Genomic DNA, 12,249 nt, shown 5'->3' with positions numbered 1-12,249 from the left:
ACGACATCGGCTCGAGCGAGGACTTTCTCGCCGCCATCGACAAAACCATCAAATACTTCAACGATGGCGACATCGTCGAAGGGACGATCGTCAAGGTTGACCGTGACGAAGTCCTGCTCGACATCGGCTACAAGACCGAAGGCGTCATCCCTTCCCGTGAGCTCTCCATCAAGCACGACGTCGACCCCAATGAGGTCGTTTCCGTTGGTGATGAGATCGAAGCGCTGGTCCTCACCAAGGAGGACAAGGAAGGCCGCCTGATCCTGTCCAAGAAGCGCGCCCAGTACGAGCGCGCCTGGGGCACCATCGAAGAGCTCAAGGAAAAGGACGAGGCCGTCAACGGCACCGTCATCGAGGTCGTCAAGGGCGGCCTGATCCTGGACATCGGGCTGCGCGGCTTCCTCCCGGCGTCGCTGGTCGAGATGCGCCGCGTCCGCGATCTGCAGCCGTACATCGGCAAGGAGATCGAGGCCAAGATCATCGAGCTGGACAAGAACCGCAACAACGTGGTGCTGTCCCGCCGCGCCTGGCTGGAGCAGACCCAGTCCGAGGTGCGCAGCGAGTTCCTCAACCAGCTGCAGAAGGGCGCCATCCGCAAGGGCGTGGTGTCCTCGATCGTCAACTTCGGCGCATTCGTCGACCTCGGCGGTGTCGACGGCCTGGTGCACGTCTCCGAGCTGTCCTGGAAGCACATCGACCATCCGTCCGAGGTGGTCCAGGTGGGCGACGAGGTCACCGTCGAGGTGCTCGACGTCGACATGGACCGCGAGCGGGTGTCGCTGTCGCTCAAGGCGACGCAGGAAGACCCGTGGCGGCACTTCGCCCGCACTCACGCCATCGGCCAGATCGTGCCGGGCAAGGTGACCAAGCTGGTGCCGTTCGGCGCGTTCGTCCGCGTCGAGGAGGGCATCGAGGGTCTGGTGCACATCTCCGAGCTGGCCGAGCGCCATGTCGAGGTGCCGGATCAGGTGGTCGCGGTCGGCGACGACGCGATGGTCAAGGTCATCGATATCGACCTGGAGCGCCGCCGCATCTCGCTGTCCCTCAAGCAGGCCAACGAGGACTACACCGAGGAGTTCGACCCCTCGAAGTACGGCATGGCCGACAGCTACGACGAGCAGGGCAACTACATCTTCCCCGAGGGCTTCGACTCGGAGACCAACGAATGGCTCGAGGGTTACGACGCCCAGCGCAACGACTGGGAAGCCCGCTACGCCGAGGCCGAGCGCCGGCACAAAATGCACACTGCGCAGATGGAGAAGTTCGCTGCTGCCGAGGCGGCGGCCGGCGAGAAGCCTTCGGCCAACGGCGCACCCCCGTCCGAGGACGAGCAGTCGGCAGGCGGGTCGCTGGCCAGCGACGAACAGCTGGCCGCCCTGCGGGAGAAGCTGGCCGGCAGCGCCTAACCGGCGCGCAAGCCTGACCGCATGCTGCGCATCGGTCTGACCGGCGGTATCGGCGCCGGCAAGTCGACGGTGTCGGCCACGTTCAACGAGTGCGGCGGCATCATCGTCGACGGCGACGTGATCGCCCGGGAAGTCGTCGAGCCGGGAACCGAAGGGTTGGCCAAGCTGGTCGACGCGTTCGGCGAGGACATCCTGCTGCCCGACGGTGCGCTGAACCGGCCCGCGCTGGCCGCCAAGGCGTTCGTCGACGACGAGCGGCGGGCCAAGCTGAACGGCATCGTCCACCCGCTGGTGGGCCGGCGGCGGGAAGAGATCATCGCCGCGGTGGCCGAGGATGCGGTGGTGGTCGAGGACATCCCGCTGCTGGTCGAAACCGGTACGGCGCCGGCATTTCCGTTGGTCGTGGTGGTACACGCCGACGAAGAAACCCGGGTCAAGCGGCTGATCAAACGCGGGATGGACGAGGCCGACGCCAGGGCGCGGATCGCGGCGCAGGCGCCGGAAGAGCAGCGTCGCGCAATCGCCGACGTGCTGCTGGACAATTCCGGCTCGCAGGGCGAACTCTCTGAGCAAGCCCGCGACCTCTGGTACCAACGGGTGCTGCCGCTGGCACACAACATTCGCACACGCGAGGTCGTCGGCACCCCACCAAGGCTGGTGCCGTACAACCCGGCCTGGCCCGACGACGCCCGGCGCATCATCGCCCGCATTCAAATGGCTTGCGGCCCAAAGGCGTTACGGGTGGACCACATCGGCTCCACCGCGGTGCCGGGCATGGACGCCAAGGACGTCATCGACGTTCAAGTGACCGTTTCATCGCTGGCGATCGCCGACGAACTCGCCGACGCCCTGGCCGACGTTGGCTACCCCCGCATCGCGGGCATTACCGGCGATGTGGCCCTCGACGGCGATCCGTCGTTGTGGCGCAAGCGAATTCACGGCGCAGCGGATCCGGGACGCTCGGCGAACATCCATCTGCGGGTGGATGGCTGGCCCAACCAGCAGTTCGCGCTGCTGTTCACGGATTGGCTGCGGGCCCACCCGGATGTGCAAAAGGACTTTCTGGATCATGCCGACGCCGAAGAGCCGTGGCTTCTTGACAACTACCGGCGGGCGCGGGACTGGGCCGACGCGGTCAACTGGCGGGCCTAGGCCGGGGGCGGGGCACCGGGGTCGGGAGGGACCACGTTGGGGACGCCGCCGACCGGCGCCTCGCATGTCAATGCGCCGTACTCGGGGTCGTCCTGTACCGGCATGAATCGCGGCGCAATGAAATCCTCGGCCTGGGCGACCACCGCGTCGTCCACGAGGATCTCGCAGGCCAGATTCGCCGAGTATGGCCACTCAATCGACACCCGCATGCTCGCCTGCTTCGAGGCCGGCAGCACGGTGTTGGCTTCGAACGTGCGCCCAGGGACCATCGTCGGGTTCGCCGTCTGGGTTTGGTCGCCTTCGGCCGCGAACGTGATCGTGGCGCCGCGGGACACACCGTCGACGCGGGCGCGGTAGTTGATGTTGTGCAGCACTTCTTGGTCACCCTGAACGGCGGGCTCCGGCTCCGGCGGCACCTCCGGGTCGGCGAGCGCGGTCGCCGGAGTTAACTGCGAGCCGAGCGCGACGAGCGCCGCGGCGGAGATCGTCGTCCATCTGCGCTTGGTGGAGCTCATGGGTGCCGAGACTACCCTCGCGCCGCCCGACGGCCACGTCGTTGCCAGGAAGACGGTGGTCACACCGGGCCTATCGCCAGGTGAGGTCCATCCCGTTACCGGCCAGCCATTGCTGCAGGTCGTAGCCGTGCCTGGACAGGCCGTCGATTGCGGCAACCGCCGTCTGCACCGCCTGTTCGCCCACTTCGGGGGTGAGCAGGCGGTGCCGGATCGCGGTCAGCAGCTCGTCGACGTCGGAGAGCTCCACCCCAATACCGGTGCGCACCACCAGATCCAGATAGTGGTCCTCGGCATGCCATGCGGTCGAGCCCGGGATGTAGTGGCCGACGTCGAGGTAGTAGTCCTGATCGAGCTCGTGGCCCGGATTGAAGTGGAAGACATTGGCGCGCAATCCCAACGACGGCAGCAGCCACGACTCCAGGTAGTGGAACTGGGCACGTCCCGGCGTCGGGCGTGCCATGTAGAGGCCCCACGGCTGCACGGTGTAGACCTCCACCGCCCGCACGATCCCCTTCGGATCGGTGTTGGTGCGGGCGACCAGATCGAATTTCTCATGCTTGGGAGCGTGGATACGCCCAGCATAGGGCGAGCCCGTCGAGGCTGCGGTGTACTCATGTGTACCATGTGTAAACATGAGTACACACAGCCTGCGGGACCTCAGAAGCAGCCTGGGAACTGTCGTGCGCACGGTCGCCGCAACGGGCGAAGAAGCCATCATCACCGACAGCGGCACCGAGGTCGCAGTCATTATCAGCATGACCGATTACGAACGCCTCCACGAACACGCTGACGTCGCCGACGCACTGCACCTGCGTGAACTCCGTGCCGGCTCGTTCAGAACGATGTCACTTGGTGAAATGCTCGACGCGCTGAACGTCGACGCGGACAGTTTCGCCACCCAATGAGAGTCCAGTTTCATCCGGACGTACTCAAGCAGCTGCAACGACTTCCGCGCGCCGAGTTCGAAACGGCGCTTCACATCATCATTGGCTTGTCACAGGACCCACGCCCGTCCGGCGCGAAGAAACTCGTCGGCAGCACCACCGACTGGCGGGTGCGGTTCGGCCAGTACCGGATCGTGTACGGCATTGACGACGCAGCGGGCGAGCTGACAGTGTTCGTCGTCGCCAAACGCAGCGACGCATACCGCTGAATCTCGGCTAATGTGCGATCAGATCGCGAAATCGCATGAAATCGGGCGAATTTGCGATCTCGTTGCACACCAGAGCCAAGCGATGTCGGTGTCGGGTTCTACCCTGGTGAATATGGCTTTCGCTACCGAACATCCCGTGCTGGCGCACTCCGAGTATCGCGCCGTCGAGGACGCGGTGCGCGCAGGCGGCCGGTTCGAGGTCGTCAGTCACTACCACGCCGCGGGTGATCAGCCGGCGGCAATCGATGACCTGGAGCGGCGCATCACAGCGGGGGAGCGCGACGTGGTGCTGCTGGGCGCCACCGGCACCGGTAAGTCCGCCACCACGGCGTGGCTGATCGAGCGGCTGCAGCGGCCCACGCTGGTGATGGCGCCAAACAAGACGCTGGCCGCGCAGCTCGCCAATGAACTGCGAGAAATGTTGCCGCACAACGCTGTTGAGTATTTCGTCTCGTACTACGACTACTACCAGCCCGAGGCGTACATCGCGCAGACCGACACCTACATCGAGAAGGACAGCTCGATCAACGACGACGTGGAACGGCTGCGGCACTCCGCGACGTCGAGCCTGTTGTCGCGGCGGGACGTCGTGGTGGTGGCGTCGGTGTCCTGCATCTACGGCCTGGGCACACCGCAGTCCTACCTGGACCGGTCCGTCGAGGTCCAGGTCGGCCTCGAGGTGCCTCGCGACGCGCTGCTGCGGCTGCTGGTCGACGTCCAGTACACCCGCAACGACATGGCATTCACCCGCGGCTCGTTCCGGGTGCGCGGCGACACCGTGGAGATCATCCCGTCATACGAGGAACTCGCGGTGCGCATCGAGTTCTTCGGCGACGAGATCGAGGCGCTGTACTACCTGCATCCGCTCACCGGCGACGTGATCCGTAAGGTCGACTCGCTGCGGATCTTCCCGGCTACGCACTACATCGCCGGCCCGGAGCGGATGTCGCACGCGATCTCCACCATCGAGGAGGAGCTGGCCGAGCGGCTCGCCGACCTGGAGAAGCAGGGCAAGCTGCTGGAGGCGCAGCGGCTGCGGATGCGGACCAACTACGACGTCGAGATGATGCGCCAGGTCGGGTTCTGCTCCGGCATCGAGAACTACTCGCGGCACATCGACGGCCGGCCGGCCGGCTCGGCGCCCGCCACCCTGCTGGACTATTTCCCCGAGGACTTCCTGCTGGTCATCGACGAGTCGCACGTCACGGTGCCGCAGATCGGCGGCATGTACGAGGGCGACATCTCCCGCAAGCGCAACCTGGTCGATTACGGATTCCGGCTGCCGTCGGCGATCGATAACCGGCCGCTGACCTGGGAAGAGTTCGCCGACCGGATCGGGCAGACGGTGTACCTGTCCGCCACCCCGGGCCCCTACGAGCTGAGCCAGACCGGCGGCGAGTTCGTCGAGCAGGTGATCCGGCCGACCGGGCTGGTCGACCCGAAGGTCGTGGTCAAGCCGACGAAGGGCCAGATCGACGACCTGATCGGCGAGATCCGCAGGCGGACCGAGGCCGACGAGCGGGTGCTGGTCACCACGCTCACCAAGAAGATGGCCGAAGACCTCACCGACTACCTGCTGGAAATGGGCATCCGGACCCGCTACCTGCACTCCGAGGTCGACACGCTGCGGCGGGTGGAGCTGCTGCGGCAGTTGCGGCTCGGCGAGTACGACGTTCTGGTCGGCATCAACCTGCTGCGCGAGGGTCTTGACCTGCCCGAGGTGTCGCTGGTGGCGATCCTGGACGCCGACAAGGAGGGCTTCCTGCGCTCGACGCGCAGCCTGATCCAGACCATCGGCCGCGCGGCGCGCAACGTGTCCGGCGAGGTGCACATGTACGCCGACAACGTCACCGATTCGATGAAGGAAGCCATCGACGAGACGGAGCGTCGGCGGGCCAAGCAGATCGCCTTCAACGAGGCCAACGGCCTCGATCCGCAGCCGCTGCGCAAGAAGATCGCCGACATCCTCGACCAGGTCTACCGCGAGGCCGACGACAGCGACCGAGTGGAGGTCGGCGGCTCGGGCCGCAACGTGTCGCGCGGTCGGCGGGCGCAGGGCGAACCGGGACGCGCGGTCAGCGCCGGGATCATCGAGGGCCGCGACACCACGAACATGCCGCGGGCCGAACTCGCCGATCTCATCAAGGATCTGACCGCCCAGATGATGGCCGCCGCACGGGATCTGCAGTTCGAGCTGGCGGCGCGGTTCCGCGACGAGATCGCCGATCTGAAGCGCGAACTTCGCGGCATGGACGCTGCCGGGCTGAAATAGGGCCGGCCCGCTCGCCTTTCGCGCCGATTTCTGCACCAGGGCTGTGGTCGTTGCCGGATAACGACCATGGTGCAGATTTCGGTGCAAGCTGGCCTGCGGTAGCGGATCGGCTACGAGGTCACCGCTGGCGGTGATCTCGTACTACGGGCGGCGGCGCGGGCGTCCGTGAGGCTCAAGCCTTTTCACCCACGCTTGGGCCGGTTCGCAGGCCTGGTCCGGTTGATTGGCAAGCAACCTCCGAATTTCGACCTCATCGCGGAGCTGGGCCGTGATCTCGCCGAGTCCGTCGTCCGTTAGCGCTTCCTTGTCCCTGACCTGGTCACGCCGATTTTCACCAGGTCAGCGTATCCGCGCCCTCCCACGGCGGATTGAAAATGATGCGGCGCAGTGGATCCGCGCGAGGTTTGGTTGACCTCAACGGCGGTTGAGCTTATAGCGTGGCTCGGGTGAGCGAGACCGCAACGATCAAGCCAGGTAGCTGGCGTGAGTTGTTGGGCCGCGAGCGGCTCGGCACCACGACGCTTCTCGCGGGTGGGGTCGGGTTGTATGCGACCAACGAGTTCCTCACCATCAGCCTGTTGCCCAGCACCATCGCCGACATCGGTGGTCAGCGGTTTTACGCATGGGTGATCGCGGTGTACCTGGTTGGTTCCGTGGTCGCGGCCACCGCGGTCAACCCACTGCTCACGCGGTTCGGGCCGCGGGTGTCGTACCTGCTCACGCTGACCGTGTTCGGCGCGGGCACGGTGGGCTGTGCTCTCGCGCCGAACATGGAGCTGCTCCTGGTCGCGCGGACCGTGCAGGGTGCGGCCGGTGGCGTGCTCGCCGGCCTCGGCTACGCGGTGATCAACGCCGCCCTGCCGAAATGGCTGTGGACCCGGGCGTCGGCGTTGGTGTCGGCGATGTGGGGCGTCAGCGTGATCGTGGGCCCAGCGATGGGCGGACTGTTCGCGCAATTCGGTATCTGGCGTTGGGCTTTCGGATCGCTGGCAATCATGACGCTGGCGATGGCGGCGCTGGTGCCGAGCGCGTTGCCGGCCCAGCGGCAGAGTGAGCGGCCGCCCTCAGTGGTGTCGCGGATCCCGGTCGGGTCGCTGTTGCTGCTGGGCGCGGCCGCGCTGGTGATCAGCGTCGCGGGCGTGCAGCACGCCGCCGCGGCCACCGCCGGCCTGCTCGCCGTCGGTGCGGCGTTGGTCGGGCTCTTCCTGTTGGTCGATCACCGCGCGCGGGCGACGGTCTTGCCGCGGGCCGCGTTCGGCCCCGGCCCGCTGAAGTGGATGTATGTCACGATCGGGCTGCTGATGGCCGCCACCATGGCGGACATGTACGTGCCGCTGTTCGGCCAGCGGCTGGCCAACATGGCGCCGGCGGCGGCCGGGTTCTTCGGCGCGGTGCTCGCGGTGGGCTGGACGGCATCGGAGATCGTCAGCGCATCGGTCAACCGGACGCGCACAGTCGTCCGCCTGGTGGCCGCCGCGCCGGTGATCATGGCGATCGGTCTCGCGCTTGCCGCGCTGAGCCTGGGCGACGACGCGACGTGGCCGGTGGTAGCCGTTTGGGCGGTCGGGTTGCTTATCGCGGGTTCCGGGGTCGGCGTGGCGTGGCCGCACCTGTCGGCATGGATCATGGGCGCGGTCGACGACCCTGTTGACGGCGGCATCGCGGCGGCCGCGATCAACACCGTGCAGCTGATCTCCGGCGCGTTCGGCGCAGGCCTGGCTGGCGTGGTGGTCAACATGACCGAAGGCGGCGACGTGGCCGCCGCCCGCTGGCTATTCGCCGTGTTCGCGGTGCTGGCCGCCGTCGGCAGTGCGGCCTCCTATCGGGCCGGCCGCGCGCGCTAGTGTCGGTGTGTCGACGCGTTTGCCGCCGGACAGCTCAGCCGCGCGCTCGACAGGCTGCACTCGACCATCTACTTCGTCCCCGAGGCCAATGAGAAGTTCGGCGAGCTTGGGCTGGACCCACGCATGCACTACTTCGCCAGCCGGTCGGCGCCGATGGGCGCGGTCACCGCGAAAGTCGTTGCGGCAACGTTCTATAACTTCAATCCCGAGCTGATCGCGGCGGCGATTCCGGCGGCGTGGGAGCTGGCGTCGCCGGCCACCGTGACGCGGGTGCGCTATGAGATCGTCGACGCGGTACTGCCACGGGTCCTGGTCGCCGAAGCGGTCCCGAACGCCGACGGCCGCCCGCTCTACGCCGGTCATGCCGAACTGGACTGGCCGGACGAGCCGTACGCGCAACTGTGGCACGCGATCACCTTGCTCCGTGAGTACCGCGGCGACGGCCATATCGCCGCGCTGGTCGCGCACGGGCTTTTCCGACCAACGCGTTCGGCCCGCGGTTCGGGCAGCACCGCTAAGGGTTTTCCGCGATGACTCCCGGCGCGCCGGGAGGTCTATATCTGCGAGGCCGATGTGTGAGGAGAGATCAATGACCCAGAGCCCGACCGCCTATCCCGATGTCGACACCCGCGAGGAGTGGCTGGCGGCCCGCAAGAAGCTACTGGCCCGCGAGCGTGAGGTCACTCACTTGCGCGACGCGGTGAACGCCGAACGCCGTCGGCTGCCGATGGTCAAGGTGGAGAAGGACTACGTGTTCGAGGGACCCGACGGTGAGCTACGGCTGGTGGACATGTTCGAAGGCAGGAGCCAGCTCTACATCCATCACTTCATGTGGATCGACGCCGTCGACGAAGGCTGCCCCAGTTGCACGGCCGCGGCGGATATGACGTTCACCGAGCGGGACCGCGCACTCTTGCACGCCAAGGACGTGACGTTTGCCTGCGTGTCGCGCGCCCCGTATGCGAGCATCGCCCGTTACCGCGACAAGCACGGTTGGACGTTCCCGTGGTACTCGTCGCGCGACAACGACTTCACCTACGACTATCACGTCACGCTCAATCCGCAGCGCACGCCGGTCGAGTACAACTACAAGTCGCTCGATGAGTTGCACCGCGACGGTTGGAACGACGACGACCTGCACGGCGACTGGCCGGGTGCGAGCGTTTTCCTGCGCCGCGGCGATGAGGTGTTCCACACCTATTCGGCGTATGCCCGCGGGCTGGACCACTCCGCGGTGGGCTATCCGTTCCTGGACCTGACGCCGTATGGCCGCCAGGAACCGTGGGAGGACTCGCCGGCCGGCTGGCCACAGGGCGGCATCGCGGCGGGGATGCCGTTGGAAGTCGACGGCTAGCGTCACCGGAGCGCTTCTGCTTGGCATCGGTTTCATAACCGCCACTTTCTGGGGGCCCCAATTTCCGCTTGAGTAGATCCGGTAACCGCCCTGGTGTGCCGTGCGCCGGCATCCTGCAGCAGTTTGCCGCGTCGCCGTCCGACCTGACCGGGTCGTTGCAGACGCTGGCCGGCGCTCCGATGGCCGCGGCCCCGATCGCCGCCGCCGGCGTGCCGCAGCTTGCCACGCTGATTCCGGCCATCCCCGCGGCGGCATTACCGGCGCTGCCGGCGGCTGGTACCGGCCATACCGGCTGCTGCGGCTCCGACGGCTCCCATCTCGACTGCGGCGGGCGGTGTGCCTGCACCCGCTGCGGTGGCTCCAGCCCTTCCGGCTCTGCCAATGACGGGTCTCCCGATGCCGCTTCCCGGCGGACTCCCGCTGCCGACTGACCTTGTGTGTGCGGGCACCGCTTTCCAGGAGTCAGTGGCGCAGCGCGTGTCCCGGTAGTGCAACCGTTGCGAGTGAGTGATCTTTAGTGGTCACGCGACTCGCACCCCATCTCGGGGTTGTTCCCCGGCCGGGTGGCCGGTTCCCTTCCGCGCTTCACGGCCACCAGCCCGGCTAGGCCGGGTCTTACGGTCGGCTCCACGCTTGACGGCGGCCCCAACTGGGCCGACGACGCGAGCGGTGCCCTCGTAGCGTGCGAGGTTGATAGATGCGTTGTCGTCGCGCTGATGTGGCGCTGCCGAACAACCATCACATTGCCAATGTTCGGCCCATCCGATGTCCTGCACGTGCCCGCAGGCATGGCAGGTTTTCGACGACGGGAACCAGCGGTCAGCGACGACCAGTTGTGACCCGTACCAGCCTGTCTTATAAGACAGGTGGCGGCGCGGTGTGGCCAGGGCTGAATCCGATAGTCCACGCCGCCTGGCGCGGGCACCCGACAAGCCCTTTTGCCGCAACATCCCCGCGGCGTCCAAACCTTCAACAACGATCCGGCCGTGGGTTTTGGCCAACCGTGTTGTCAGGACGTGCAGGTGATGACTGCGGACGTCATGGACCCGGCGGTGCAGCCGGGAAATCTGCATGGTGCGTGCGCGGTAGGACCGCGAGCCTTTCGTGCAGCGCGACCGTGCTCGGCATAGTTGGCGCAGCTCACGCAACGCCGCGTCTAGCGGTCGCGGGTTCTCGACTTGTTCGATCACGACACCGTCAGCGGTGGCAACTGTCGCCAAACGCCGCACCCCGACGTCGACACCAACCCGCGAACCAGGTAGCGCGATGCTGGGTTGCTGGGGGCGTTGGACAAGCACCCGCACGCTGGCGTCCAAACCAGTGCCGTTGCGGCGCACCGAGATCGCCAGCACACGCGCCCTCCCAGCCCGGATGAGACGTTCGATGCGGCGAGTGTTCTCGTGCGTGCGGACAGTGCCGATCACCGGCAGTGTGAGGTGCCTGCGGTCGGGCTCGACCCGCATCGCGCCGGTGGAGAAGCACACCCGGTCACTGTCGCGGCCTTTGCGTTTGAACCGCGGGAACCCGACTCTTTTCCCAGCGCGCTTGCCAGCACGGGACCTCTGCCAATTCCAATAGGCGTCCACCGCGCCGGCGATGCCGTCGGCGTAAGCCTCCTTCGAGCATTCACGCCACCACACCGCACCGGTCTCGGCGTTGACGCACACGTCGTCTTTGACGGTGTTCCAGCGTTTCCGCAGCACCCCAAGGGAAGGCTTCGCGGTCTGCATCCCGCCCGCGTGCCACGCTTCGATATCGGCTTTCAGGGTGGCCACGGTCCAGTTGTATGCCTTGCGCCGCGCGCCGAAATGCCGGGCCAGCGACCTGGCTTGATCCTCGGTCGGGTCCAGCGTGAACCGAAACGCCTGCACACACCAGCCGTCAGGGACTTCAAACTTCGCCATCAGGCCGCACCCCGCTCATCGGTCGCTGCGGCAGCTGCCAGCGCGCGCATGGCGCGGTTCTCGGCGGCTCGCTTGCCGTACAGACGAGCGCACATCGAGGTCAGGATCTCGGTCATATCCCGCACGAGGTCGTCATCGACCTCGGCGGCGTCCACCACGACCAGCTCTCGGCCCTGTGCGGCCAGTGCGGCCTGTACGTATTCCGAGCCGAACCGGCAGAACCGGTCCCGATGCTCGACCACGATCCGCTGCACCGACGGGTCGCGCAGCAGGGCAAGAAACTTGCGGCGGTGCCCGTTCAGCGCGGACCCGACCTCGACGACGACTTTGTCGACCGTGATCTGCTGGTCCGTTGCCCACGCGGTCACCCGCGCCACCTGCCGGTCGAGATCTGCTTTCTGATCCGCCGACGACACCCGCGCATACACCGCCGTGCGCGCTCGTAGGCCAGCCTCGCCGATCGGCTCGTCCACGAGAATCAGCCGACCCACTCGCCGGGCGGGTACCGGCAAACATCCAGCACGAAACCAGCGATACGCAGTCACGCGCGCAACACCGTTGCGCTCAGCCCACGCCGCTAGATTCATACTTTCTGTTCCTACAGCACACCACCGACAACTACCGACCACTCAACCCGCAACAGCTGGCA

12 protein-coding genes and 1 pseudogene are annotated in these 12,249 nt (G+C 66.7%); 9 read left to right on the top strand and 4 right to left on the bottom strand.

The window, feature by feature from the left end:
• Both rpsA and coaE read left to right on the top strand, forming a co-directional pair.
• Positions 1–1,406 (top strand): 30S ribosomal protein S1 (gene rpsA, locus ACRDU5_RS05205; protein WP_526613349.1); only part of this gene is annotated, 1,406 nt, incomplete at its 5' end.
• Between the two features lie 21 nt (positions 1,407–1,427).
• Entirely contained in the window at positions 1,428–2,558 is a 1,131-nt protein-coding gene (gene coaE, locus ACRDU5_RS05200) for a dephospho-CoA kinase (RefSeq protein WP_526613347.1), read from the top strand.
• Here the strand turns inward: coaE and ACRDU5_RS05195 are convergent.
• A complete protein-coding gene (locus ACRDU5_RS05195; protein WP_526613346.1) occupies positions 2,555–3,073 on the bottom strand; it encodes a hypothetical protein in 519 nt (172 codons plus the stop codon). The genes coaE and ACRDU5_RS05195 overlap by 4 nt on opposite strands.
• 70 nt (positions 3,074–3,143) lie before the next feature.
• Entirely contained in the window at positions 3,144–3,644 is a 501-nt protein-coding gene (locus ACRDU5_RS05190) for a ribonuclease FAU-1 family protein (protein ID WP_526613351.1), read from the bottom strand.
• 61 nt (positions 3,645–3,705) lie between these two features.
• On the opposite strand from ACRDU5_RS05190, the gene ACRDU5_RS05185 reads away from it, so the two are divergent.
• From ACRDU5_RS05185 to ACRDU5_RS05155, 7 genes and pseudogenes are all read left to right on the top strand, one after another.
• Positions 3,706–3,978: a type II toxin-antitoxin system Phd/YefM family antitoxin gene (locus ACRDU5_RS05185; RefSeq protein ID WP_526613344.1), complete on the top strand. Its 273-nt coding sequence runs from the start codon at positions 3,706–3,708 to the stop codon at positions 3,976–3,978.
• On the top strand, positions 3,975–4,226 hold the full coding sequence (locus ACRDU5_RS05180; RefSeq protein WP_526613342.1) for a type II toxin-antitoxin system RelE family toxin: 252 nt from the start codon (positions 3,975–3,977) through the stop codon (positions 4,224–4,226). The genes ACRDU5_RS05185 and ACRDU5_RS05180 overlap by 4 nt, the downstream gene beginning before the upstream one ends.
• A 112-nt stretch (positions 4,227–4,338) precedes the next feature.
• Entirely contained in the window at positions 4,339–6,498 is a 2,160-nt protein-coding gene (uvrB, locus tag ACRDU5_RS05175) for an excinuclease ABC subunit UvrB (RefSeq protein WP_526613340.1), read from the top strand.
• Positions 6,499–6,944: 446 nt separating this feature from the next.
• Positions 6,945–8,342 (top strand): MFS transporter, encoded by a 1,398-nt coding sequence (locus tag ACRDU5_RS05170; protein ID WP_526613339.1) that lies wholly within the window; start codon positions 6,945–6,947, stop codon positions 8,340–8,342.
• 9 nt (positions 8,343–8,351) lie between these two features.
• Positions 8,352–8,816: pseudogene (locus ACRDU5_RS05165) on the top strand (SCO6745 family protein); the annotation flags it as partial.
• 115 nt (positions 8,817–8,931) lie between these two features.
• Positions 8,932–9,696, top strand: coding sequence for a DUF899 domain-containing protein (locus tag ACRDU5_RS05160; protein ID WP_526613337.1), 765 nt, complete (start codon positions 8,932–8,934; stop codon positions 9,694–9,696).
• A gap of 68 nt (positions 9,697–9,764) precedes the next feature.
• A complete protein-coding gene (locus ACRDU5_RS05155) occupies positions 9,765–10,127 on the top strand; it encodes a hypothetical protein (protein ID WP_526613335.1) in 363 nt (120 codons plus the stop codon).
• Positions 10,128–10,217: 90 nt separating this feature from the next.
• Here the strand turns inward: ACRDU5_RS05155 and tnpB are convergent, their stop codons facing one another.
• Both tnpB and ACRDU5_RS05145 read right to left on the bottom strand, forming a co-directional pair.
• Positions 10,218–11,600 (bottom strand): IS607 family element RNA-guided endonuclease TnpB, encoded by a 1,383-nt coding sequence (gene tnpB / locus ACRDU5_RS05150; RefSeq protein ID WP_526613333.1) that lies wholly within the window; start codon positions 11,598–11,600, stop codon positions 10,218–10,220.
• The gene (locus ACRDU5_RS05145) at positions 11,600–12,187 is read right to left on the bottom strand and encodes an IS607 family transposase (RefSeq protein WP_526613331.1); all 588 of its coding nucleotides are present in this window, start codon (positions 12,185–12,187) and stop codon (positions 11,600–11,602) included. Before ACRDU5_RS05145 ends, tnpB begins: the two co-directional genes overlap by 1 nt.
• Positions 12,188–12,249 lie beyond the last annotated feature (62 nt).

This window comes from Mycobacterium sp. (genome assembly GCF_050701515.1).
Classification (GTDB): Bacteria; Actinomycetota; Actinomycetes; order Mycobacteriales; family Mycobacteriaceae; genus Mycobacterium.
The sequence above is the reverse complement of the archived record's forward strand: the minus strand, read 5'-3'. Positions and strand labels throughout refer to the sequence as shown.